This is a genomic window from Bacillota bacterium, from assembly GCA_040755295.1.
Classification (GTDB): Bacteria; Bacillota; Desulfotomaculia; order Desulfotomaculales; family Ammonificaceae; genus SURF-55.
This window is the reverse complement of record JBFMBK010000002.1, coordinates 215348-240036: the sequence shown is the minus strand read 5'-3', so window position 1 is coordinate 240036 and position 24689 is coordinate 215348. Positions and strand designations below refer to the sequence as shown.

The following is a 24689-nucleotide window of genomic DNA, read 5'->3' as shown; positions in this document are numbered from 1 at the left end:
TCCGGACTTCCCACCGGCATCAACTCTCATAAAGGTTAAATACCCGATAGCACATAGAAAAACGCATGGCATAGGATGTATAAACGCTTGTAACAAATTATAACAGGAGGTGAATATTTCATTGGAAAGCCAGTTTTACCGGCAGGCTTGCCCGGGCGGGACTTTGTATGTAATCCGCGCAGGCGACACGTTTTATAACATCGCTCTCCGGTACGGCGTTTCCGTGGATGCGCTGATCGCGGCCAATCCGGGAGTGAACCCGAACAACCTGCAAATCGGACAAAGCATCTGTATTCCCACGATAGCGCCCGGCCCCGTACCCGCTCCCCCGGGCGGCCCTTGCGGCGGCCGTTTGTACACCATCCAGCCCGGAGACACGTTATACTCGATCGCCGGACGTTTTGGCTATACGGTAGGAGCGCTATTGGGCGCCAATCCGGGCATTAATCCCAACAATCTTCAGATCGGCCAGCAAATCTGCCTGCCTCCCGCACCCGGCGGCGGTCCGGGAATACCGTGTACCGGCGGACTGATTTACCAAATCAGTCCTGGTGACACGCTATACTCGATTGCGCAGCGGTACGGCACGTCGGTTCAGGCAATCATCGCCGCCAACCCCGGCATCGACCCCAACAACCTGCAAATCGGCCAGCCCATCTGCGTACCGTTATAGCGCATCGGACCGAACCACCACCCATTCTTTGCGGGGGACGACTAAAACGGAAGGGAGCACCTTTTAAGGGAAAGGTGCTCCTGCTATTTGAGAGGGAAAACCATTGCCGCTGTTTTCAAGACCTGCCCCCACCTTCCTGACTGCGGGATTCTTGAAGATGATTGCGAAGACAATCTAGACAAATTAAAAATGTCATGTAAACGAAATCCACTGTGCCGCTGCTGTTGTATGCAAGGAACGCTTTGCGGGAGGGATGTCCACGCTGACACGGAGAAGCTCGCTCGAATTCCTTGATTCTTCTCACCTCCAACCTCGCACTTCTCATTTCCCAACCTCCGGCATACACCGGTAGGGAAGCCTATTTATCTCCGCCCTCTAACCCCTCAGTCTCTCCCTAACCGGGAATATATGTTACAAACAAAGGTTTTTTGGCTTAGTACTCAAATTGAACAGTAGCTTTTTAGCGACTTAACGCTAAGGAGCAAAAAAGGTTAAAATATCCTTGAGGTAGTTGCAATGACTTATAAAGTGAGTATCTATCTCAGCAATCCCGAATTACGGCGGCGTTTGAAGCTGGCTGCAGCCAGGGGGGATACGACTATAAGCAGCTTTTGTGAAGAGGCAATTCGTGAAAAACTGGCTCAGGAAGAGTCGGCCGTTTCGGTGACTGCCAGGGCGGTGGACAGGCGATTGGATACCCGCCGGGCACGCCTAGGGCCTGTGAAAATCAATACGGCGGACTTGGTTAAGGAAGGGCGTTATAGGTGAAGGGAGCGGTAATTGAAGCAGCGGGAGGTGCCATGAAGCAGCGGGAGGTGCCATGAAGCAGCGGGAGGTGCCATGAAGCAGCGGGAGGTGCCAGGCACCAAACATATTAACTTATTTGCTTGAGGCATGTTTAGAGTGATTAATTCTCCCATGCCACTGCGGTTGTATGCAAGGAACCCAGCACTCAGCCAACCTTTTAAGATAAGAACAAAGTAAAAGTCTTGTGTTTCTCTCGTGCTATCTTGTTTTCTGAGTGCTGGAGAACAGGAGTACGTATTGTGCCGAAGTTAAGGAAGGTAGTTGATAATGCGGAATAGTGCTGTTTATCGCCCAACCAGAAAGCATCAGACCCCCCGCCTACAAACTCCAACCCCCAAACCACACTTAATCAATCATCTTCGCCCTTCAACCCCCTAGCCCCTAACCCCCCCAACTGGCAACTAATGTAAGGAAGGCATTAATGTTCAAATCTCTCCAAAGAAGAAAGGTTTTTTGTTTCCGGTGCGAGAATATCCAAATGCAAATCTGGGGCATACACTTAAAGAATGCGGATTATCTGGGAATTCACTATACTACGGTAAGCAAAGCGATTTCGAGAAGAGTAAGCAAAAAACTGCTATTTCTAGACCTGATCCCATTGCTCCAGTTCGGGTCTGTTCATCGGCCGAAACGCGTATGTACAATACTGCATGGCAGGCGGTGTTCGCAGCGATCACACCGGGGTTGTAATTAGGTGCATCATAATAAAAAATGCGGATAATTGCCGGACTAGCCTACTGGGTGGTATAAATAATTATAAGGAGTAAATTCAATTTATTTTAATTAAATATTAAGTATTATCGATATTATGGTTAATTTAGGTTAAGGTCAAGGGGTTATCATCCGATGTAATAATTAGCTAATATGTTGTTCATAAAGGAACTTTATTTTATTTGAACAAAACTATTATCTGGTAAGAAGGCAATAAACACAGCAAAACTTCCGAATTTAGACATTACTTAACATGCAAAATTAAATTCTCTACACCAGATAATTTTTTTATTTCTTACCGGTGGCTTGGGAGGGATTAAATTGCTTAGCGAGGATTTCCGCAATATTCTCAAGGAAGTTTTTGATCCACAGCAAAAACAAATGCACCAAAAGGTGCCAAAAGATACGCTTACGGTGGATCCTATAGCTGAGTTTAAGGCAAAGGATGGCCAAACAGCTAATAATCTTATGGGATTTGCTTCGGTAAAAAACGGCGTAATTATTGTGGGCGGCGAGACAGAAAACGCTTCAGCTGAAGTCGTTGTTCCTGACACATTAGTCTTGCTTGTTAATGGGGAGCGTCATACTGGGAAGGTGACCGTAAAGAAAAACGATCATTTGCAGGTAGTGCTCCCTGAACCGCAGGTCACTAATGGATTTATTAAGATAAATATAAGTAGTGATAGAATAGAAGCATTTCTGGAAATATCTCCTGACATGGTTACAAGCTATCAACTTGCCGATCAGCCGCCGCGAGAAAAGGCCTACCTTAAGTTGTTAAAGAAAACTGATATCTTTTGTTCCGCCGATTACAACGACGTTATGGCGCTGATGGAGCAACAAGGGGTATCTTACGGTGTTGATTATGCTCTTATTAAGAGGATTACCAATCAACCCATTCAAGGCGTTTTTAAAATAGCTACGGGATCCCCTCCGGGAAAACCTATTGATGAAACGATAGAATTCTTTTTTCCGCTAACGGAGGACAACAGCAATCATCCCGAAGATCAAAAAGAGGTTAATGCTAAGGTTTTTTCGGTAGAAGCGGAAACCGTCCTGGCGATAAAAAAACCCGGGGCAACAGGTCGACCTGGGGTGGATGTTACAGGTAAGAACATTGCTCCAATACCGCCTAAACCTATTAGATTAGTGGCTGGCTCGAATACGGGGATAACGAAGGACGGTAAAACCGTCGTAGCAAAGACGGCGGGTCGTCCGTGTGTGCTTAAGCAGGGATCAACCTATACATTTAGCGTGAATCCACTTTTCGTGCATTCCGGTGACGTCTCGGTCACAAAAGAGAATATTCGTTTTCGAGGAGATGTCCAAGTTAACGGAAATGTTCTTGATGGAACTATACTGCATGCTTTAGGCAATGTAAATATACAGGGCTTCGTTTCCTTTGCTTCTATAAAGTGCGGCGGGAATGTATCTATAGATGAAAACATATTTACGTCAACCATCCAAGCGGGTTGTCATGCCTCCCATTTTACGCGGAATGCAAAAGCATTGTTGTCCGGTATAGCATCGGAGGCGGAAGCTTTGGCTGACTTGGCGGATGTCGTGATGGCCCGTCCCGATGTCCAGGAACAGCAGGTACCGTTAGGACTTGCACTATTGAATCTTATCGATTTTAAGTTTCCGAAGTTTAGAACTATGGCAGCGGAACTACACAGCATTATTAATAATAACACATTTAGTCTTCCAAAAAGCGTCATTGGCCTGCTAGGGCACCTTAGGAAGTTGCTTCCGGGGGTACTAACTCCCGACATTGAGGACACAGACTTTTTGAGGATTTTAGCCTCAGATATCCGTTTCCTCCAAGAATGTGCAGATAACAATATTTCTTATTGTTCAAAGGTTGTTATCCCTTATGCTTTAAATTCTCGAATAGAATCTACAGGAAATGTATTTGTATACGGACAGGGATGCTACAACACAGTTATATTCGCCGGCGGAAGCGTAGATGTAAGTGGAACTTTTCGTGGGGGTGCTATAGAGAGCCAGGGGAATGTTTACATCTCGGAAGCGGGGTCTATGCTTTGCCAACTTACAAGAATCGTTATTCCCGCAAGTAAAATTCTAAGAATTGACTTTGTCTATCCCAGTGTTGTTGCGTATATTGGCAATCACCTTATAAGATTCGAACACGCATACAAAGACCTAAAAATATCCATTGACCAAAATGGAAAGGTTGAATTGCAGGGAATAAGGCTTCCAAATGAAAGTTGTTTTAACGATCAAGTAGGATAATCTTGAATGTCGATGGGACGATAATTCCGAAAACAATTAGGGTGTGTCATGGGGACGGTTCGGTGTGTCATGGGGACGGTTCTGTTGACAACAAGCAGCAAGTCATGGTAAGATCACCGCAGAGGTGATAAAATGCCAAGGCATGCCAGAATGTTATCGAAAACCCAAACCTACCACGTCATGCTGCGGGGAAACAACCGGCAAGATGTGTTTATTGATGACGAAGATAAAGCCAGAATCATTGCCATCATTTCAGAGATGCAGGGTGGCGACCATTTTACCGTCTATGCATATTGCATAATGGACAATCACCTGCTATTAGTTCTCAAGGAAGGAAAGGATCTTTTATCAAAGGCTCTCAAACGTATCGGGACCAGTTACGCTTACTATTTCAATAAAAAGTACAAACGGATAGGACATGTATTCCAAGACCGGTACCGGAGCGAAAGCGTTGAAGACGACACCTATTTGCTCGGGGCCATCCGGTACGTTCATATAAATCCCGAAAAAGCAGGCATAGACAGCACAGAGACCTATCCATGGAGCAGTTACCATGAATATTTCAAGGACAACACGAGCTTGGTCGCGGCAGAAGAGATATTGAGCATGTTCTCCAACAATAGAGAAAAAGCCGTTGACGATTTTAAGAATTTTCATCAAGAAGAGCCCGGGGGGCTCTTCCTTGACGTAAAGGAGAAAAAGCGCATTACCGAGGAGAACGTACAATCGGTTATCGGCGAATACTTAATAAAACATAAGTTAGAAATAGCAAAACTGAAACTGCCTGCGAACAAGGCATACCGGGATGAACTAATAGGGTTGCTGCGAAAAGAATCTGACCTGTCTTTGAGGCGCATAGCGGCTGTGTTAAGAATAAACCGGGAAGTTGTTCGCAGGGCGGCTGCAGTGTTGTCAGGAGAACCGTCCCCTTGACAGTCCACCGGCCCCCGGGAACTTGAGGAACGGAGGCTATTTTCCCATGGGTTCTACCTTGGCGTTCTCCGCCAGGTCCAGACTGCCGTCCAGTATGACCAGGTCCCCGGCCTTGAGGCCGCCGGTGATTTCGATGTTGTTCTGACCGCTGATGCCGGTCTCGACCAGCCGGTAGCGCACATGCCCGCCGACCACGGCTATCACTTCTCTGCGGCCGTCCTCCCAGGTCCGCACGGATTCCCGCGGCAAGACCAGGACATTCTCCCGGCGCAGGGTCTCAATAGCCACCCGCACCTCATAGCCCGGCTTAAGAGCGTCAGCGTAGTCCAGAGCGATAATGACCGGCACCCGGCGTTGGACAACGCCCAGAGCCGACGTTTTTTCCTCCGCGCGGGGATAGATCTTAACAACATGACCTGACAGCGTTTTATCACCCAGAACGGGGGCGGTGACGGCGGCTCGCTGGCCCGTCTTAACCTCGCCGAGGTCGTCACTGAGAATGTCCGCTTTGACCTCCAATTGATCAGGCGCCGCCACGATGGCCAGCAGGGTCCCCGGACCGACTACCTGCTCCTGCTTTACCGGCAGGTCCAGCACAGTTCCCGCGAGCGGGCTACGGACCACAAGCTGGCGTTCCTTGGCCTCAAGCTGAGCGAGGGTCTTGCGAAGGCCGGCCCCTTGGGCGATGATCCCGTCAAGTTGCGAGGACAACTCTTTTACGCTCTCCGCACAGACTTCCGCCTGGAGGCGCGCCTTATCGTATTCAAGCTGGGAGGCGGCTTCCGCCTCGAGCAGTTCCTGGACGCGGGCAAGATTGTCGTTGGCGTCCCGGAGTTCAGCCTCGGCGCGCCCCAGACCCGCGCGGGCGCCTTCGGCGGCGATGGCGGCTTGGGACAGCCGGGAGCGCACGTCGTCGATTTGCATGGCCAGGTCAAGGTTCTCCAACACCACCAGCGACCGGCCCTGCGCGATCGTCTGTCCGACCTTTACCGGGACCTCCGCCACCCTGGCGTTCTGCGTCGCGTGCAGGTCGTAGCTTTCGGCCGCCTGCACGTAGCCCGTGTCAGCGACCTCCCGGACGATATTGCCCTTTTTCACCCGCACCGTTTCTAATTCCTTGCCGCCACGGGCGCCGGCCGCCGCAGCTATGCCCGCAACCACCAGGACCGCGATTCCCAGGTAGATCCAAGTCTTCCGCTTCATAACCTATCCTCCCAAACTCTTCATTCTTCTGACTTTTATCTTTTTTGTACTCTTCTTTTCTGTATTACAACTTCTGTATTCTGAATTCTACCTTCTATATACTAAGTATTTGCAACGCCTTTAGTCCCGCGTCTTGAGCACCTCCACCAGATCCAGCTTCCCCACGTTTTTCAACACCAGCCGGCAGGCCGCCGTAATAAAGAAGATCCCCCCCAGGGCCGACAGCACGTAGGTGACCGGGTAGACCACCACCGCGAAGGAATACACCGCATACGTTTCCGACTGCATCATCGCCGAAATGTACGCGTCCGCCAGGAACCGCCCGAAGGGCAGGCCCAGCGCAACCCCGGTCAGCGTCTGCAACAGGTTTTCCTTCAGCAGCAGACCCGAGACCTCCCCCACGGTAAACCCCATGACGCGCAGGGAAGCCAGTTCGCGCTTGCGCTCGGCGAAACTCATAACCGACGCGTTGTAAACGATGGCGAACCCCAGGACGATCGCGAACATCGCCATAATCACCACAAAGTAGTACATGTAGCCCAGTTGTTCCGTAAAACCGTCCAACAGCTTCTGACGGCTCATGATGGACGCAACGCCGGTCATTTCCTTCAGTTCCGCTTCCACCTGCGCCGACCGGCCGGGGTCCACCTTCAGCATGGCCCCGGTAACCAGCCGGCTTTCCTGCACCGCCCGGTTCGCCTGTGCCAGCGTGGTATAAGAGGTGCCGCCCACGAACTCCTCCACGACGCCGGCAACCTTCAGCGCGCTCCAGCGGGTGGGGCCGAGGCCGAGGAGGCTCTCCAGCCGCACCGTGTCACCCGGGCCGGCCCCAAGCTTCGCCGCCGTGCTCCGGCTGAGCAGCAGGCCCTCATCCGGGAGCGCCAGGGGGCGGCCGGTGTCGCTCCACAACCGCTTCATGCCCGCGTCCGGCGGCATGCCCATCAGCAGTTCCTCTTGGGAACGGCCCTTATAATGTATTCTCACGGGCGCTTCGAAAACCGGTTCAGTTTTAACCACCCCGTCCAGGCGCGAGACGGCCGTCAGTTCAGCTTCCCGCAGCGGGCCGGTGAAGTGGATGAAATAGTCGTACCGCTGGTCCTGGTAAAACTGTTTGTCGAGCATGTAGGTCATCATGTCCCTGCTGAACATCGAAACCACGAGCATCCCGACGGCGAAAACCACTCCCACCAGCGTTACCGCGGTCCGGAACCGGTTGCGGTTAATGGTCCGCAGGCTCATTTTCCAGGTGGCGTCCAGCCGCCGCCACAGCGCCCATTTCTCCACAAAGACCTTGCCGACCTTCCGCGGCGATTCTGGGCGCATCGACTCCGCCGGACGGACCGCCAATACACCGCGGGACGCGACAATACCGGCGGCGGCGCCCACGCCCAAGCTCAAGAGAAAACCATATACCAGCGCCTGCGGGCTGACGCCGCTGACGACCTCCGGCAAGTTGAAGAACGTGGCGTAAATCTGAGAAAAGGACGACGCCAGCAGGACGCCGGGGAGCGAACCCGCCAGCGCCCCGCAAAAGCCCACGATTACGGCGTAGCCGGCGTAGTGCAGCATAAGCTGAAGGTTGCCGTACCCCATGGCTTTCATGGTCCCGATCTGCAGGCGCTGGGTCTTGACCATCCGCCCCAGCATGACGAACTCAATCAGCGCCGCTATCCCCAGAAAGATGGACGGCAGGAAAAAAGCCGAAACCGCCAACTGGTTCAGTTCGCCCTCGAGAATGGAGGCGCTCAACTGCTCCTTCTGCGGATAATCCGCCAGGTTGCCGTAAGGCGCGAGGATGTCCTTGACCGCGGCCGCGACTTTTTTATCGTCCGCACCCGGGGCCGTCTTCACCAGCACCTGGTTGATCTGCCCCGAAAGGTTCAGGATTTGCTCCACCTGATTGTGGGGCGCCATGAAGATGCCGAAAGTCTCCGGCTCCGGAATAAAACTGGCCGCATCCTTAATAATGTAAATGAACTCCGGGCTGGTCGCGGTACCCGCGACGGTGAGCGGCGCCTGCCTGCCCTCCGCCGCGACGGTCACCGTATCGCCGGGGACCAGGCCGTTGGCCTCGGCGTACTTCGGGTCCACCAGCACCTCGGCAGCGCCGCCCTCGGGATATTTCGCGAAGAGGCGGCCCGTGAGCAGTCGCAGGCTGTTGACTTCGCCCGCCATGGGCAGGGGATAGCTGGTCAGGCGCGCCGTCGCCCGGTCGCCGTTATCCTTGATCACCGGCACGTCCTTCTGGATGCGCCCGGTGGCCTTTACGACGCCCGGGACCGCTTCTATCCGTCTCAAGACCCCTTGCGGGGCCTTGATCACGTGAAAGTAGTGGTCCGCGAAATTATGCTCCCGGTAGAACGCGTCCTTCGACCGGGTCATGTTGCCCGCGGTGGTGGCCATGGAAATATAGACCATGATGCCCACCATCACCACCGCCGTCACGGCGAGGAACTGCCCGCGCGTGCTGCGGACCGTCCGCCACAGCTTTTTCGTAAGGACCCGCACTACCACTCAATCCCTTCCGGCGAGGCCGGGGCCGGGTTCTCGCCCATCTCCACGATTCTGCCGCTGCTCATGCGCGCGACCCGGTGGGCCATCGCGCCGATGGGCGCGTTGTGCGTGACGATGACCACAGTGCTTCCCCGCTCCCGGTTGATCTTGGCGAGCAGGCCCAGGATCATCCTGCCGGTCTTGTAATCGAGCGAGCCGGTGGGCTCGTCGCAGATCAACAACCGCGGGTTTTTCACCACGGCCCGCGCGATGGAGACCCGCTGTTGCTCGCCCCCGCTGAGCTGGGAGGGGAAGTGGTCCATCCTGTCGCGCATGCCGACTTCCTCCAGGACTTCTTCCGCCGACAGCGGGTTCTCGGTCAGGTTGGCCGCGAGTTCCACGTTCTCCCGCGCGGTGAGGTCCGGGATCAGGTTGAAAAACTGGAACACGAAACCCACCTCGTTGCGCCGGAAGCGGGTGAGCCGCGCTTCGCTCGCGCTGCTGAGCTCCTCCCCGCCCGCATAAACCTGTCCGCTGGTGGGCGAGTCCATGCCGCCGATGATGTTCAAGAGCGTGCTCTTGCCGGAGCCGCTGGGGCCCAGGATTACCAGCAGTTCCCCCGCGAAAATCTCCAGCGAGGTATCCTTCAAGGCCTCAACGGCGACCTCGCCCATGATGTAGGTCTTCGTGACCCGGTCCATTTTAATTACGGTCCGTTCGTTCATACTCCCGCCTCTTAAAACAAGCTTTTCCGGTTAATTATCTGGTTGACCCTACAACCAATATCATAATAAAATACCTACAGTAAGTAAATACCTACCGTCGGTATGTACCTGCGGTCAAATGGAGCGGGGGGTGTGCGCATCATTGTGGATCTCGAAAGACGGTGACGTGCGAAAACGGGAACTGCTTGACGCAGCGATCGAGCTGTTTTACGAAAAGGGCTACGACAATACTTCCATCAACGACATCATCGACCGGGTCGGCGTCTCCAAAGGAGCGTTCTACTATTACTTTGCCTCCAAGGACGAGGTCTTAGGGACGATCGGCAAGGAATACACCGCAAAAGCGATGGAAATCGCCGACAACATCGCGGCCGACGAAAACTTAAACGCCGTCGAAAAGCTTAACGCCATGGTATCGCAGGTTGCAGAGTACAATTCCGCTTATGATAAGGAACAGACGATGTTCCTTAAAATCCTGTCCCGGGAGGAGAACCTCAAGCTCATCCGCACCATCTTCGTAAACATGATTGAGTCGGCGCACCGGCTGTACCAAAGGATCATCGAGCAGGGCGTTAAGGAGGGCGTTTTCAGGACCTCTTCGCCCGAAGAGACGGCGGAACTGTTCATTCACATGTCGATGATCATGAAATCCAAGCTGGCCCAGTGCATCCTGGAGCCCCAGGGCGCCGGCGTGTTGGAAAGGAAACTCGCGTTTTACGAGGAGGTCTTCGAGCGGATCCTGGGCGCTGAAAAAGGTTCCTTGAATTTTACTGAACCCGTCCTGAAGTACGCCAAACCGCGCCCCGAAACACCCCCCGGGGAGTGACTCCCCTGTACGGGTGTATTTTTCAGGATTTTTCAGGCGGGCTTCCGTACAATTCACCTTAAGGACCACGGCAGCCGGCCGTTTAGGCTCGGAATGAACGGTCCTTCACCCCTTGGCAGCCCTTTCTCCCTGTCTTAGATTGTCATAATAATGTTCTGTTGACAATGACGGTTGTAGGAAACTTGAAAGCCGCGCTGTGTTTCATCTCTTCATCGACCCTCCGCCTCCAACCCCCAAAAGCACGAACGAATCCGCCGGACGCATCAGGGACACGTAAATCTTCTCAAAGAGGAAGGTTTTCCGCTTCCGCTGCGCGAATTTATTATGCAAATTTTGTCGGAGGAGATTTTATGAAACCATGCTTGATTATCCTGTCTTTGCTGTGCGGCTTGTTGTTCGCAGGAATGGGGTTGACCGGGAAAGCCGAGGCCATCTACATTGTTCCGGTTTATAACATAGACATCGCCCAACCCAACGGAAGCACCGTCTGGGCGGCTGAGACTACTAATTCTATAACGGTGACCACAACAAACAGCAAACCGACTGGCTGGGTCAAGTTATACTACCGGACCGGCACCAAAGATTTCTGGACCTACATAGGGTGCGTGGACATGTCGTACAGTTTGATAGGAAACTACTCCTGGACCGTACCGCCGGTCCACACCGACAACGCCCAGATCAAGGCGGAGTGGGTGGGCGACTGCGGTTCTTCCAACGTACTCGCTTCCGATGTGAGCGACACTTTTTCCATAACAACCCCGACTATCGCCGTAACCTCCCCTTCGGCCGGCGAGACCGTGATCGCCGGATCCGGATACACGATAACGTATACGACATCGCCCGCGCCTGCCGGCGGCAAGGTCCGCTTCTCATACCGCCTGAACCCCTCGGACGGCTGGAGGTCTATTGGATGCGGCGATAAAACAGGCAGCTACGCGTGGACGGTCCCGTACGAAATAGACGGCACGCCGGTAAACACCGGCAGGGCTCAGATACTCGCCCATTGGGCGCCGGCCTGTGAGGGCGACTCATACAATTTCGTGATCAGCCCCGAATTTACCATCGCTCCGGAACCGCGGTCGATCCAGATTACGCTTCCGCAGCACGACGCGTACTGGCTGCCCGGCAGCTGGCAGGTTATAGCATGGGAAGCGTCGGGGGCGTCGGGTTCTTCCCCCGGGGAGGTTCAGGTCCTTTTCAGTACGGGATCGGATACGGAACAGGGAACGATCTGGGCGGACAGGGACGGGGTCCCGTACCTGTGGCGCGAGTTGGCCTGCCGGCAAAATCCGGCGGCGGGGGAGCTTCTGTGGCAGGTCCCCTCCGGGTTCGGCTGGAAACCGGCCTGGATCAAAGTCGAATGGTGGGACAGTTGTTCGGGCAGGTCGCACCTTTACGCCGGCGATGAAGAGACAGTGATAATAACCGCCCGTCCGAAGCCGCCGTCGAACCTCATGGCCGCCACCCTTCTGGGAACGGGGATCAAGCTGAGCTGGACCGACAACGCCTGGAACGAAGAAGGGTTCAAGGTCGAGAGGAAAAGACATTTCGGCGGAGGCGACTACGAGGAGATCGCGGAGGTGGGCGCCAATACGGCCGAATATACCGACACTTCAGGCCTCTGGCCTTCAAGTCAATACCGCTACAGGGTCTGCGCGTTCAACAGTTACGGCGAGTCGTTGTATTCAAACGAGGCGGAAGCAACCTACGGGTATACAATAGGGGAAAACGTGTTCGTGCGTTTCAGCATCGACAAGCTTACGTTTTACGTGGATAATGCGCCGAGGACGATGGATGCGGCGCCTCTCATCAGGGAGGGCCGGACGCTGCTTCCCGTGAGGTACGTCGCGGAAGCCCTCGGGGCGGCGGTCGATTGGGACCCCGCGCAGAAGAAGGCTACTGTGAAGTCCGGCAACAAGACCATCGAGCTGTGGGTGGGCAAAAGCACGGCCATGGTTAACGGGGCCGTCAAGTCGATCGACGCGGAAAACGCTAAGGTGACGCCGGTGGTGGTCCCGCCCGGAAGGACGATGCTTCCCCTTCGGTTTATAATGGAAAACCTGGGCTGTAAGGTGGACTGGGACGCGACTTCTCAAGAGGTTATGATAATGGGTCCTGCTGCCGCGCCGGGGGGAACGGGAGACTAATCCGCACCCGGCTGCCCCCGAACGGGATGACAGTATAATCGAAGAGAGCCGGCAAGCCGGCTCTTTTTATTAAAAGATCGTTCGCGCTCTGGACGCTTTGCGGGTACGGTAAAGGAAATATTTTTAAAAGAGTAAAAGAGGTGTTACTTTTCAGCCCCTGATGGTGTTTAAAAGATAGCGGTTTGCAGTCGAATGAAGAGGGCGGGCGCGGTGAGCCCCGCTCTGATCTTGGTTTAGCGGGGAGGTGTTAGCTCTAGTTTTTGTGTTGATGCGCCAAGGTCTGAAAACATAACCCGTAAGCGTGTTGCTTAGCTGCAGAAGAGTAGCATACACGGAACGCGACGAGAAGTGGTGCAGCAATGCGTTGCTTACTACGCGTCTTGCGAGAGAAGGCTTATTTTCAAGGAGGGATAACATGCGGAAAACAGCCGTGATGGCTGCGGTGTTGGTGATGATGCTTGCGGCGGCGGGCTCTGCATACGCCGCGCCGAGTGTCGTGGTGGACGATATGACGTTGATTCTCGATCAGCCGCCGGTAATCGAACAGGGACGGGTGCTGGTGCCGCTAAGGGCCGTTGCAACGGCACTCGGCGCGGAGACGCAGTGGGACGGGGCGGCGCGGACCGTCACGATCACCAAAGCGCAAACGACGGTGGCGGTAACCATAGGTATTACGGCGGCTTATACCGGCGGTACGCGCGTGGAGCTTGACGTTCCCCCGAAGATCGTTAACGGGCGAACCCTGGTGCCTTTTCGCTTCGTGTCCGAGGCGCTGGGCGCAGATGTGAACTGGGACGGCGACACGCAGACGGTTACGGTGACCGGCGGCGGTCTGGAGGCGGCGGTCAGTCTGACCGAAGCGGACGACGGCGGCAGCGTGGAGCTTAAGGAAGGGGATTTTCTGGAGGTGGCCCTGGACGGGAATCCGACGACGGGGTACACCTGGATGGCAGCGGTTGACGCGGCGGTCCTCCGCCAGGTCTGCGAGCCTATGTTCCAGCCGGAAACGGGGCTTATAGGTTCCGGCGGCACAATAACCCTGCGGTTCAGGGCCGACGCTGCGGGCGTGACGGAAATGGAGCTGGTTTACCTCCGCCCGTGGGAGAGCGTCATGCCGCTGAAGACCTTCGAGGTCACGGTGACGGTTTCCTCGCCCGAAAGCATGGCGACAGCCAGAGGGACGGGGGAGGCCTGCCGGTTTGATTTGAACGGGGACGGCGAACTTGACACGATTAAGTTCAACTGTCTCGAGGGTGGGGAAAGTTATACCCTGAACGTCAACAATCTTTCTGTGACGGGGCAAGGCGACAACCTGGACGGTTTATGTCAAATCGTCGACGTCGATTCCAAAGACAAGCTGAAAGAGATAACCGTAAGCGAATCAGGCCCGAGCGACGACTACGCGACCGCTTTCTACTACTATGACGGCGAACGGATCGTATCGATGGGCAGGGTTGAAGGCTCTGCAAGCACTTTTCTCAAGGTCGACGGTTCCGGAACGGTGGAAACGAAAACAAGAGGGGCGACAATCCATACCTGGTTCTACCCCGATTATTACCGACTGTCGGGGACGCACCTGCTGGAAAGGGTACCGCAGGAACTGTATGAAATGAATCATAAGGTAAGGGTGAAACGGGAGCTCGCGCTGCAAAAATCACGCGCTGGCGGAATAACGGGAGTGGTATTAATACCGGGCGAAGAGGCGGTGCTTGTCGGCAGCGACGACAAAGGCTGGTGCCTGGTGGAGAACTCTGAAGGGATGAGAGGCTGGTTTGCCTACGAAGGATACAATACCATCAGCGGCACGCAGTTAACCACAGAGGACGTTTTTGAGGGGCTCTGCTACGCGGATTAGGAAACATACGGAGAGCGGCGGCGCCTGTTTATCCGAGGTAACCGCCGGTTGTTCTACGGAAGCAAAAGGCTGCGGGAACGCGGCCTTTTGCTTTTACGGGGTAATACTTGTGGCGGCCGGCTGAACTTTTTCTTGCAGGGAGATTCAAGGACCGAGTCGGCGCGGCGTGATCCCCAGACGGCTCACAAGCTCCTTTAACGAGCCCGCGCGGGCTGCGAGGCAGGCTTTTCGGGCGATTTCGGCGGCGGCAAGCGCGTCCTCCAGGGCATTGTGGTGTTGAAATACAATCCCTAACTGACCGGCGACATAATCGAGACGGTGTGTGGGCCAGTGCGGCCAGATCCTTCGCGAGATGGACAGGGTGCACAGACAGTTGAAATCGGGATAGGCGATGTTATAGGTGTCGAGGGTGTTCCTTAAAACGCTCAGGTCAAAAGCCGCGTTGTGGGCGATGACGGTTTTTCCTTCGAAGTAACCTTTCAATTCCGGCCAGAGTTCATTGAAACAGGGTTTGTCAATCACGTCTTCCGCTCTGATCCCGTGGATGGCGATGTTGAACCGGCTGAAGCGCAACTCGGGAGGGCGGATAAGATAGGCGGCCCGTTCCAGGATCGTCCCTTTGTGCATCACGACGAGCCCGATCGCGCAGGCGCTCACCCTTGTCTGGTTCGCCGTTTCGAAGTCGACGGCAACGAACTCCATAATCGTGTCCTTCCGAAAACCTTAGGCTTTTTTTGCACAGGCCGACATGTAAAGATTATTCGACCGCGGTTTGTCTTCTCCTTTCCAAACCTTCTTTCTTAAAAGATAACCAGAAACTTCATCTTTGCTATTGACATTTCGCTAAAGAATGTCATTATTTAATATAGGTAGAATACAGTAATTATCTAAATTGGAGGAAACCGAATGGCCGAAGAAAAACTCAACCGTCGCTCCTACACGAGTCCCCTGCGGCGCCAACAGCAGGAGAATACCCGGTATCGGATCATGGAGGCGCTGGCGGCGATTATCAAGGAAGGCCGCATCCTTTCTTTCAGCGTAAAGGACGTGGCGGACCGCGCCGGCGTTTCCTACGGTTCGGTCTACCGCTACTTCCCGACGCGGGAATCGCTCCTCGAGTCCCTTTATGAACTGGCCGCGGAGGTCGCGGGACCGGGCATTTTTTTCATGTCCCTCTCGCTGAACCAGATTCCTGCCCTTGCGGGAAAGACGGTAGCGACGTTCGAGGAGAATGCGACCGTCCTGCAGGCCTTCACGATGGCCCTGGCGGCCAGTAATATTCAACCCCAAAGCAGGCACCGGCGGGATGAGGAGTATAAGAAAATGGTTGCGGAAAGCGCTCCCCGCCTGGAACCGGAGGTCGTCGGACAGGTCGCGGCGATAATCAGCCACCTTCACAGTTCTCTGACCTGGGCGGTCCTCAGGCAGCGGTTCGGGCTCAGCGCCGAAGCGACGGCCGATGCGCTGACCTGGGCGCTGCGGGCATTGGTCCAGGACGTGACAAGAAACAAGTAAGGCCAAAAAGATTTCATTCAATCACCAAAAAACGAGTAGGAGGCCGTATTCCGTGAGAGTAATGCTGATAGAATCGCCAAGCAGCAGCAAGTTTATGGATAAACTGTTCCTGCATGAACCGTTGGGTCTGGAGTACCTCGGGGCCGCGCTGAAAGAGGAAAAACACGCGGTGGTTTTACTCGACGCCCGTTTGTAGCCTGACTATGAATCCGCGTTCCGCTCTTTCAGACCCGATGTTGTGGGGCTGACCGGTTATACGACTCACCTGAATATCGTCAAGCGAATAGCCGCCGGGCTGAAGCGCATCGAGCCGCGCGTGTTTATTATAGTCGGAGGGCATCATGCGACGGTTAAGCCTGAAGATTACAATTGCCCGGATATCGATCTGGTGGTCCGGGGCGAGGGAATCGTAACGCTGAGGGAGGTAATGAAACGTCTTGAAGAAAGTCAATCCTTTGAAGGTATTCCGGGACTGGGCATTCCCGGCCACGAGATGCTTTTGACGGAAGCAATGCCGCACCCGAGTTTGGATTCCCTTCCTTTTCCGGACCGTTCCCCGACTTCAAAATACAGGAATTCGTACTTCAGCATGTGGATGAGACCCATCGCCTCCATTCGCACTTCGCAGGGATGCGTGGGGCGTTGCAGTTTCTGCGCCCTCTGGGCGATTACCGGCGGAAGGTATCTGCAGCGCCGGCCGGAAAAGATTATCGAGGAGTTAAATGCCATTAAGGAAGAATATGTGTTTTTCTGCGATGATGAGTCGATGTGTGATTGGCGAAGGATGGATAGATTGGCGGACTTGATTAAGGAGGCAGGCATAAGGAAAAAGTATTTCCTTTACGCTAGGGTGGACACCATCGTTAAACACCCCGGCCTGTTCGCCAAATGAAAAAACATCGGATTAGACATGGCGTATATAGGTTTCGAGAGCTTCACCGACGAGCGTTTGAGGGACTTGAAAAAGGGCATAACCGTGGAGCAGCAGGAGGAAGCGGCAAAGATTTTCAAGGATTTTGCCTCTTATATCCGGCGGCTCAAGCCGGCTTCCATCGGGATAACAATCTTAACGCCTTTGCCGGGAACAGAATAGTATGCGGACAGGGTGAACGATTTAACCACAGAAAAACCGGAGTTGTACGACCTTGTCCACGCCGTTTTGCCTACAAAAATGCCTCTTAAAGAGTTTTATGAAGCGTACGTAAAAATGTATTCAAGAATAGCCACCCCGTTCGATTATTTAAAGGTCATAAGTAAGTACGGAAGAGGCCGCAGGCTGTCGGCGCTGAAAGATCTTATGGCGAGCTTCAACGAGTTTAAGCAGGATGTATTCGGCGCAATTGCAGGGGGCTCGCGATGAAAAGCCCGGTTTGTTTTTTCAGCGAATTAAAGGCCGAGCATAGTAGTCCGGCCGGCGGTAAGGGCGGAACGCTCGCGCGCCTTTACCGGGAGGGCTACCCGGTTCCCGACGGTTTCGTAATAATGCCGGCGGCCTTCGATAACGACGGGCTGATACCGGAGGCCTGGACGCAGGTCCAGGCGTGTCTGGGCCGGATGCGCAGGGCGGGCGGCGAGGCTTCCTTTGCCGTCCGTTCATCCGCGCTGTGCGAGGATTCATCCGCGGCTTCCTTCGCCGGTCAGTTCCTAACGGTTTTGGACGTTCGCACCGACGATGAAGTACTGAGGGCGGTCGAAAGCGTGCGCCGGTCACGGCGCAGTGAAAGGGTGCAGGTTTACAGTGAGGCGAGGAGGCATCGACGCGGTCCACGATATGGCCGTCGTCGTGCAGCGGCTGGTCCGGGCGGATATTTCGGGGGTCCTGTTTACGGCGGACCCGGTTACCGGCGGTCGCAAGGAAATGACCGGCAACTTCATTTACGGGCCGGGCGAAGAACTGGTGTCCGGCCGGGACGATCCTCATACATTCAAACTGGTGCGTTCAAACGGTATTCTGCGAAGATGCCGCTATGACGGACCGCCGGAACTGAAGCGGTTTGCGGGCAGGCTTTACAGACTGGGCGGCCGGCTGGAGAAGGATCGGGGCTGCCCGCAGGACATCGAATGGTCTGTCGCCGGCGGCAAGCTGTACGTGCTGCAGTCCCGGCCGATCACGACGCTGACCGGGCACAATCCCGCCACCGGCGCGTGGAATGACAGCGTGACCGGCGAATACTTGTGGACAAACGTTAATTTCGGCGAAGCCGTATCTCGGGTGATGACCCCTTTATCCTGGACCGTGCTTCAACTGGTATTCGAATCGTGGACGTTCCTGCCCGGGTACCGGGCTTCCGGCAACATCGGCGGCAGGCCGTATCTCAATATAAGTGTTTTTGCCTCGGTTTTACGGGCTTTGGGAAGGAAAAGAAAAGATATCCTGCAGGTGCTGGAAGGCACGTTGTAACACACGGATTCCGGGGAAAAGGAAATTCCGATGGTTCCCTTGCCAAAACGGGCTGCTATTCCTATTCTTCTCAATCTTGTGAGAATGCAAATTAAGCAGAATAAAGCGGTAAAAGCGCTGCCCGGGTTTATCGCGGGAAATCCGGAGTGGTGCGGGGGGATGCGGGAAAGGATCCAGAACGCGACAACGAAGGCGGAACTGAAATCTCTGTGGAACAAAGAGATTAAACCCCACCTGACACACAGTGTCTGGAGCGTAATGGGCAGCGTGGCTCATTTTACGGATCATACGATGAAGCTGCGTCGCGAGCCGACCGGTTTGGTCGGGCAGGATGACGCGGATGCGCTTATATCCGGCCTGAACAGCGGCCTGGATACGGGAGACGGCTCAGGCCCGCCGGCAAGTCTCGGGCCGGTCCTGGGGATAGCCGGGATGGCGCGCGGGGAGATGGACCGTGCGGAGTATATAGCCCTGTACGGTCACCGGGGGCCGGACGAGTTCGAGCTGTCCGTCCCTCGTCCGGCGGAGAAGCCGGATTGGTTGGATGAACAACTGGCACGTTTTCGGGAGTCGCCGGTTGACGTAGAGGCTCTGCTGTCTGATAAGCGCGCGGAGTTTGCCGCCGCGTGGGAACGTTTCCGGGAAAAACACCCGAGGAAGGCACGATCGATGCGGCGCCGTATCGGTGAGGTGGCCCCGCGGGGCCGCCTGCGCGAATCCGTCCGTTCCGAGTACGTGCGCGACCGCTCGGTCGCCCGTGCCTTCGCCCTCCGCGCCGGTGAGTTGACGGGCCTTGGGGACGATATCTTTTTTCTGACCGTCGAGGAGGTGCTGAACGCTCTGTCGGGCGGCACGGACGCGGTAAAGTATATCCCCGCTAGGAAAGAAACTTACCGCAGATACCTGGCCTTGCCCGCCTACCCGTCGATCATCCGCGCGTTTCGACCCTTTCCAGTGGGCGGAGGATCCAAACCGGCGCTGCGATATCTACGACGCTTACGGCGCCGTCTCCGATTACGATTCCGGCGCCGCGAAAAGCGAGGTAATAAACGGTTCGGCGGGTTCTGCCGGCCGGGTTGAGGGAGTGGTCCGGGTCCTTGACAGCCCGGAGGAAGGAGCCCGGCTGCAAAAGGGCGAGGTCCTGGTCGCCTCCCAGACGGACATAGCCTGGACGCTGCTATTCCCCCGGGCGGCGGCGGTAATAACCGACGTGGGAGCGCCGCTCTCGCACGCCGCCGTCGTTGCCCGCGAACTGGGTATTCCCGCGGTTGTGGGATGCGGCGACGCCACCACGCGCCTACGAACCGGCGACCGGGTGTTTGTCGACGGCGGGCGGGGTATCGTAACGGTATTAAGCGACGCTGAAGCGCGAAGCGATTAAGGATTACACGGTAATATGTAACTTGGCCGGGGCCTCCTGACAATATAACGGTACGCCGGGAAAAAGGAACCCCGGAACGGGAGATGACATATTATAGGGCCAAAGCGTTTGTTAAAACATAAAGGAGGCCGCGGAAAGTGTTGAAAAATGTTCAAAATAGATATGCTCCGCGCAGTACACGAAAAGAGGGAAGCAAACGGGCCGGCTCCGGCGGGCGATTGGGTTTCTTCGGCTGGCCGGGGTTCGGTTTAAAACCGGGATCGAGCGGCAAGGAGGCGAGCGGCAGGCCGGTGTTCGGCAGGCCTTTTCCCGGATCCGGCAGGCCCGGCGCTCCCGGCGCCGGCGACGTCGGGCCGCGGATCGACCGGTTGAACTACCTGCTGGAGTTATTGCTGCGGAACTTTTTCGGGATCACGGTTGATGAAAAAACTGGCGAAGCCGCGAAGAAAAAACGTAGAAACGGCTGACCGCGCGGCTGAAAAAGACGGGAACGGGTTTCCTTAGAAAGTGTTTCAAAACAGCTTGACAACAGCAAACAGGACGCATCACGTGTCCTGTTTGTTTGTAACTAAACCCCGCCCGTTACAGCGTACCGTCGCTACCTCATCATCCAGTCCCTGTCGTAATTCCTTGCTTCTCTTTCCATCCTCCGGAAGTGGTCGGATAATGCGAGCGACTTATAAACACTGTTCAACCGCGGATTATTCATCTTATAGGTGAACCTCAGGGAATGGCCGATATACCTGCCGGAGTCCTTCATCTTTTTTTCCGCTTCCGTCCCCGCGAGAGGGATGAGCTTTGCCGCCAGGTCGTAGTAGAGCCTTTTCTTTGGCATAATCTTATCCGCCTTGCGAACAAAGGACATGTTCTCGTCGACTTCCTGCAGGGTCGTTTCCTGGTCCAGGGTGATGAACCCCATGAACACAATCAGATCGAGTTTCGCCAACACCTCCAGCACCTTGAGGTTCTCTTCCACCGTCGTGTCTTTCCGGAACCGGTCAAGCTGCGACTGCGACCCGGATTCGATGCCAAGGAAGATTTTACTCAGCCCCGCTTTTTTCAAAACCGCGAACATTTCCTCGTCCACATCGTCCGGCCTGCACTGGATAGAAAAACGCAGGTCCATGTTCCTTTTCAGTATTTCCTCGGCTATCTCCCCGGCCCGTTTTAAACCGCGGCCTTTGCCCCCGATAAAGTTGGCGTCGTTGAATTCGACATTTCTTACGTTGTATTTGTTATAAAGGATATCCAGCTCCTCCATCACGTTATTACTGCTGCGCAGTCTGTATTTAGGCCCAAACTTCAAGAAAAACGGGACAACGCTGCAAAAGGCGCACCTGCCGTAGCATCCGCGCGAGGTGAGCATAGGGGCGAAGTTTGTCTTCGCAAGCACCTCCGGCAAAAGATCGCGTTCGGGGAAGGGTATCGTGTCCAGGTTTCTTATCAGCGGTCTCGGCTCCGTTTCAATGATTTCACCATTGTCGCGGCAGGCTATCCCACTCACCCGCCGCCAGTCTTTACCGTTGAGTATGGCTTTGACGAGTTCGACAAAAGTCTCTTCACCCTCACCCAGGACCGCGGTATCTATCTCCGGATACATGCTCATTATTTCTCTATATGAAAAAGTGGGGAATATCCCGCCGATCGTCACATGGGCGTCAACCCCGTCCTTTTTAAGCCGGGAGATGAGCTGCACGGCGAGATTCCCGCTTTGCTGAAAGGGTATACTGACACCCAGCACCTTGCAGTTGCATCCCTTGATCTCAGTCAGTGCCTGGGGTACCGTCAGGTAGGTCGTATTTAAAATCCTAACACTGATGCCGTGTTTTCTGAGACAGGCCGCCAGGTAGCCTAAACCGAGATGTTCATAGATCTCCTTCTTTTTTGAGGGCGGGTTTATCAGTAAGACGTCGTGGTAATCCATGCATGTCCTCCTTATAAAATACTTCTTCTTTCGGAGGGCGTTGCGATAAGCATCGCATTGCTGCGTCAGCCGGTCGGAGCCAAAAACCCTTATGTACCTCTATGTACACTCCGGTTCGTCTCCAACGTTCTTCCTTGCCCTGCGTCACTTCTCACAACGTTTCGTCCGTTCTACGTTACTGCTACTAAGCACCACAGCTTCGGGACCTTGTTTTCATTCTTCGTTGTGCCGTAGCGCGGCATGGGTGGCTCCTCTGAGAATGCTTCTTTCGGAGGGCGTTGCGATAAGCAACGCATCTGTATTACTTCCCGCCGCGTTCCGTTTATGGTACTCTTTTGCATATATGTAACCGTTTCATCCTATGCTTGATGTGAAGCAAAGGTACGTGAGAGGGAAGTGATTATCAGGTGTTGGTGAAATACGCGCTCGCATGGATACCGATGGTGCTGATAGCCGTCCTCAACGGGGCGCTTCGCGAAGGATGGTATGGGAAGCGCATCGGCGAATTACGCGCGCACCAGGTTTCAACCGTCACCGGGCTCCTGGTGTTCGGGGTTTATATTTGGGGAGTCACGCGCGTTTGGCCGCTGGAATCGGTGGGAATGGCGCTTGCCGTCGGGCTCGTCTGGCTGGCGCTTACGGTTGTGTTCGAGTTCCTCTTCGGACATTACGTTGCAGGGCATTCATGGCAAAGGCTGTTGCGCGACTACAACCTTTTTGCAGGCCGTCTGTGGGTTCTGGTTCTCTTATGGATCACCGCGGCGCCGTATGTTTTTTACCGGCTGCAGGGATAGGGAAATAGTCTGCGCGGTTCGCATATGGTATAGCATAAAGCCTCGGTTAACCTGTCGGGTTTTAAGTAGTATGTTTTTTTAAGACACCATAGGATTTCCTTGACAGTACATAATAACTGTCTTGCCATGAACAAAACAGAAGAGTAGACTTAAATTTATGGGGAATTTAGGTTCGCCCGTCATCTTTGTCGGTTAAAATACAATTTTCGTTAGGACATAAACCTGGAGGTAATTTGCCAACACAGGGTGCAGACAAAAACAATATTAAAGCCGATGGTTCGTTGATCCGCGGGTCGTTTTCCCTTACATCCTTTATATTGATGCTGAAGACGTCCGAAGCGGCGCAAGGATTCCTCCTGGCCGTCGTTGTCGGGGTTGCAGCGGCTTTGGGGGCGGTAGCGTTCCGATGGCTGATAGGCGGTTTCCACGGCCTTTTTTTCGACGGAGGGCGCCACGTCTTATCTTTCCTTGGACGGTTCTACGTTATCCTAATACCCGCGGCGGGTGGGTTGCTGGTAGGACCCCTCGTCTATTGCTTTGCCCGCGAGGCAAAGGGACACGGTGTACCGGAGGTGATGGAGGCGGTGGCGCTGAAAGGCGGCAGGATACGCCCCCGCGTAGCGGTCGTGAAAGCGCTGGCGTCATCGATCTGCATCGGGAGCGGGGGGTCCGTCGGGCGTGAGGGCCCCATCGTGCAAATCGGATCGGCAGTCGGTTCGGCTATCGGTCAGTGGCTGAGGCTTCCGGACGAGACTGTGAAAACCCTTGTTGCCTGCGGCGCCGCAGGCGGTATTTCCGCTACTTTTAACGCCCCCATCGCCGGGGTTTTTTTCGCGCTTGAGGTTATTTTGGGAACCGTTATTACGCGAAAGTTCGCCTATGTCATAATAAGCGCGGTTACCGCCGACTTCTTATCGCAGGTATTCCTCGGAGATAATCGCGCATTCGCTGTTCCGCACTTCGGCATTACCAGCGGGTGGGAATTCTTTTTCTACGTGATACTCGGGGTCCTTGCCGGCCTTGCCGCCTTTGCGTTTATCCGCACGCTGTATAGTTTCGAGGACCTGTTCAAATCCATCAAGATGCCCGAATATATCAAACCGGTATTGGGCGGTCTCGCAATAGGAGTTATCGGACTGTACAGCCATGACCTCTTCGGAGTGGGGTACGAAGGCATTACGAAGGCATTGTCCGGGCAAATAGTGTTCGGTGTGCTACTGGCGCTGTGCCTGCTGAAGATACTGGCCACCTCGTTGACAATAGGCAGCGGCGGAAGCGGCGGGGTCTTCGCGCCAAGCCTGTTCATCGGCGCTATGCTGGGAAGCGCTTTAGGCGCGGTTGTCCATAGTCTTTTCCCCTCCATCACCGCACCTGCCGGGGCTTACGGTATCGTCGGCATGGCGTCGGTTTTTGCCGGAGCGGCCCGCGCTCCCTTTTCCGCAATACTGATCATTTTTGAGATGACCAGAGATTACGCCATCATCCTTCCCTTGATGATGACGGTGGTGATCAGCACGGTATTCACCCGCGCCTTAATGCGCGAGACCATTTATACGCTCAAACTAAGGCGCCGGGGAGTCGACATTGAGCAAGGAGAGCTGGCCGACGTTATGCGGACGATAACCGTGAAGGAAGCGATGACGCGGGACTTTCCCGTGGTGCCTTCGACGATGCGCATGGAAGAGTTCCTTACGCTCTTTCAGAATGCGGGATCCCACAGTTTCCCGGTGGTAGATGAAAAGGGTTTGCTGGCAGGGATTGTGGCGTATGCGGATGTTCAGCGGTCGTTGGGCAGGGAAAAAGAGCTTACCGTCGGCGACATCGCCACCAAATCGCCCTTCGTTGTTTATCCCGATCAGTTCCTGGATAAGGTACTGAAGGCGGCCGAAGAAGATTACGGCCGCATCCCCGTTGTGAGCAGGGAAGAAGCCTATCAATTAGTCGGAATATTACGGCGCCACGATATAATTAGGGCATACCGCAGCAGGGTGAGAAAAAGCCGTGCGGGCGGGAACGTATCTGCGGGGTATTGAGTTCGTTTTTAGAGC

At 54.7% G+C, this 24689-nt stretch carries 23 protein-coding genes and 2 pseudogenes; 20 read left to right on the top strand and 5 right to left on the bottom strand.

Annotated features, from left to right (window positions below; genetic code table 11):
• Nucleotides 1–121: 121 nt before the first annotated feature.
• The 4 genes from AB1500_03035 to AB1500_03020 all read left to right on the top strand — a co-directional run bounded on the left by AB1500_03035 (nucleotide 122) and on the right by AB1500_03020 (nucleotide 5377).
• Entirely contained in the window at nucleotides 122–673 is a 552-nt protein-coding gene (locus AB1500_03035; protein ID MEW6182139.1) for a LysM domain-containing protein, read from the top strand.
• A 516-nt stretch (nucleotides 674–1189) separates the two neighbouring features.
• A complete protein-coding gene (locus tag AB1500_03030) occupies nucleotides 1190–1441 on the top strand; it encodes a hypothetical protein (protein MEW6182138.1) in 252 nt (83 codons plus the stop codon).
• 1071 nt (nucleotides 1442–2512) lie between these two features.
• Nucleotides 2513–4444: a FapA family protein gene (locus AB1500_03025; GenBank protein MEW6182137.1), complete on the top strand. Its 1932-nt coding sequence runs from the start codon at nucleotides 2513–2515 to the stop codon at nucleotides 4442–4444.
• Nucleotides 4445–4576: 132 nt separating this feature from the next.
• Nucleotides 4577–5377: a transposase gene (locus tag AB1500_03020; protein MEW6182136.1), complete on the top strand. Its 801-nt coding sequence runs from the start codon at nucleotides 4577–4579 to the stop codon at nucleotides 5375–5377.
• A 36-nt stretch (nucleotides 5378–5413) separates the two neighbouring features.
• Here AB1500_03020 and AB1500_03015 read toward each other — a convergent pair whose 3' ends face one another.
• From AB1500_03015 to AB1500_03005, 3 genes are all read right to left on the bottom strand, one after another.
• Entirely contained in the window at nucleotides 5414–6580 is a 1167-nt protein-coding gene (locus tag AB1500_03015; protein MEW6182135.1) for an efflux RND transporter periplasmic adaptor subunit, read from the bottom strand.
• 120 nt (nucleotides 6581–6700) lie between these two features.
• Nucleotides 6701–9094: an FtsX-like permease family protein gene (locus AB1500_03010; GenBank protein ID MEW6182134.1), complete on the bottom strand. Its 2394-nt coding sequence runs from the start codon at nucleotides 9092–9094 to the stop codon at nucleotides 6701–6703.
• On the bottom strand, nucleotides 9088–9798 hold the full coding sequence (locus tag AB1500_03005) for an ABC transporter ATP-binding protein (protein ID MEW6182133.1): 711 nt from the start codon (nucleotides 9796–9798) through the stop codon (nucleotides 9088–9090). Before AB1500_03005 ends, AB1500_03010 begins: the two co-directional genes overlap by 7 nt.
• Before the next feature lie 142 nt (nucleotides 9799–9940).
• On the opposite strand from AB1500_03005, the gene AB1500_03000 reads away from it, so the two are divergent.
• From AB1500_03000 to AB1500_02990, 3 genes are all read left to right on the top strand, one after another.
• Nucleotides 9941–10624 (top strand): TetR/AcrR family transcriptional regulator, encoded by a 684-nt coding sequence (locus AB1500_03000; GenBank protein MEW6182132.1) that lies wholly within the window; start codon nucleotides 9941–9943, stop codon nucleotides 10622–10624.
• A 350-nt stretch (nucleotides 10625–10974) separates the two neighbouring features.
• Nucleotides 10975–12771 carry a stalk domain-containing protein gene (locus AB1500_02995; GenBank protein MEW6182131.1) on the top strand — a complete coding sequence of 599 codons (1797 nt, stop codon included), beginning with the start codon at nucleotides 10975–10977 and terminating at the stop codon, nucleotides 12769–12771.
• A 415-nt stretch (nucleotides 12772–13186) separates the two neighbouring features.
• On the top strand, nucleotides 13187–14626 hold the full coding sequence (locus AB1500_02990) for a stalk domain-containing protein (protein MEW6182130.1): 1440 nt from the start codon (nucleotides 13187–13189) through the stop codon (nucleotides 14624–14626).
• A 144-nt stretch (nucleotides 14627–14770) separates the two neighbouring features.
• On the opposite strand, the gene AB1500_02985 is transcribed toward AB1500_02990, so the two are convergent.
• Nucleotides 14771–15328, bottom strand: coding sequence for an exonuclease domain-containing protein (locus tag AB1500_02985; protein ID MEW6182129.1), 558 nt, complete (start codon nucleotides 15326–15328; stop codon nucleotides 14771–14773).
• A gap of 204 nt (nucleotides 15329–15532) precedes the next feature.
• On the opposite strand from AB1500_02985, the gene AB1500_02980 reads away from it, so the two are divergent.
• The 11 genes and pseudogenes from AB1500_02980 to AB1500_02930 all read left to right on the top strand — a co-directional run bounded on the left by AB1500_02980 (nucleotide 15533) and on the right by AB1500_02930 (nucleotide 20390).
• Nucleotides 15533–16141, top strand: a complete 609-nt coding sequence (locus tag AB1500_02980) for a TetR/AcrR family transcriptional regulator (GenBank protein ID MEW6182128.1) — start codon at nucleotides 15533–15535, stop codon at nucleotides 16139–16141.
• A 52-nt stretch (nucleotides 16142–16193) separates the two neighbouring features.
• Nucleotides 16194–16337 carry a hypothetical protein gene (locus AB1500_02975; protein ID MEW6182127.1) on the top strand — a complete coding sequence of 48 codons (144 nt, stop codon included), beginning with the start codon at nucleotides 16194–16196 and terminating at the stop codon, nucleotides 16335–16337.
• A gap of 15 nt (nucleotides 16338–16352) precedes the next feature.
• Nucleotides 16353–16556, top strand: a pseudogene (locus AB1500_02970) (cobalamin-dependent protein).
• A 12-nt stretch (nucleotides 16557–16568) separates the two neighbouring features.
• Nucleotides 16569–17033 carry a radical SAM protein gene (locus AB1500_02965; GenBank protein ID MEW6182126.1) on the top strand — a complete coding sequence of 155 codons (465 nt, stop codon included), beginning with the start codon at nucleotides 16569–16571 and terminating at the stop codon, nucleotides 17031–17033.
• An 18-nt stretch (nucleotides 17034–17051) separates the two neighbouring features.
• Nucleotides 17052–17234: a hypothetical protein gene (locus AB1500_02960; protein MEW6182125.1), complete on the top strand. Its 183-nt coding sequence runs from the start codon at nucleotides 17052–17054 to the stop codon at nucleotides 17232–17234.
• Between the two features lie 12 nt (nucleotides 17235–17246).
• Complete coding sequence (locus AB1500_02955) at nucleotides 17247–17501, top strand: hypothetical protein (protein ID MEW6182124.1); 255 nt, start codon at nucleotides 17247–17249, stop codon at nucleotides 17499–17501.
• Nucleotides 17498–17833 (top strand): annotated as a pseudogene (locus AB1500_02950) (PEP/pyruvate-binding domain-containing protein). The gene AB1500_02955 and the pseudogene AB1500_02950 overlap by 4 nt, the downstream one beginning before the upstream one ends.
• Before the next feature lie 46 nt (nucleotides 17834–17879).
• Nucleotides 17880–18542: a PEP/pyruvate-binding domain-containing protein gene (locus tag AB1500_02945; protein ID MEW6182123.1), complete on the top strand. Its 663-nt coding sequence runs from the start codon at nucleotides 17880–17882 to the stop codon at nucleotides 18540–18542.
• A gap of 84 nt (nucleotides 18543–18626) precedes the next feature.
• Complete coding sequence (locus AB1500_02940; protein ID MEW6182122.1) at nucleotides 18627–19622, top strand: hypothetical protein; 996 nt, start codon at nucleotides 18627–18629, stop codon at nucleotides 19620–19622.
• 4 nt (nucleotides 19623–19626) lie between these two features.
• Nucleotides 19627–19923, top strand: a complete 297-nt coding sequence (locus tag AB1500_02935) for a PEP-utilizing enzyme (GenBank protein ID MEW6182121.1) — start codon at nucleotides 19627–19629, stop codon at nucleotides 19921–19923.
• 137 nt (nucleotides 19924–20060) lie between these two features.
• On the top strand, nucleotides 20061–20390 hold the full coding sequence (locus AB1500_02930; protein MEW6182120.1) for a hypothetical protein: 330 nt from the start codon (nucleotides 20061–20063) through the stop codon (nucleotides 20388–20390).
• 131 nt (nucleotides 20391–20521) lie between these two features.
• Here the strand turns inward: AB1500_02930 and AB1500_02925 are convergent, their stop codons facing one another.
• Nucleotides 20522–21847 carry a radical SAM protein gene (locus tag AB1500_02925; GenBank protein MEW6182119.1) on the bottom strand — a complete coding sequence of 442 codons (1326 nt, stop codon included), beginning with the start codon at nucleotides 21845–21847 and terminating at the stop codon, nucleotides 20522–20524.
• 407 nt (nucleotides 21848–22254) lie between these two features.
• On the opposite strand from AB1500_02925, the gene AB1500_02920 reads away from it, so the two are divergent.
• Nucleotides 22255–22641, top strand: coding sequence for a hypothetical protein (locus AB1500_02920; GenBank protein ID MEW6182118.1), 387 nt, complete (start codon nucleotides 22255–22257; stop codon nucleotides 22639–22641).
• Nucleotides 22642–22874: 233 nt separating this feature from the next.
• On the top strand, nucleotides 22875–24674 hold the full coding sequence (locus AB1500_02915; GenBank protein ID MEW6182117.1) for a chloride channel protein: 1800 nt from the start codon (nucleotides 22875–22877) through the stop codon (nucleotides 24672–24674).
• The last annotated feature ends 15 nt before the right edge of the window (nucleotides 24675–24689 follow it).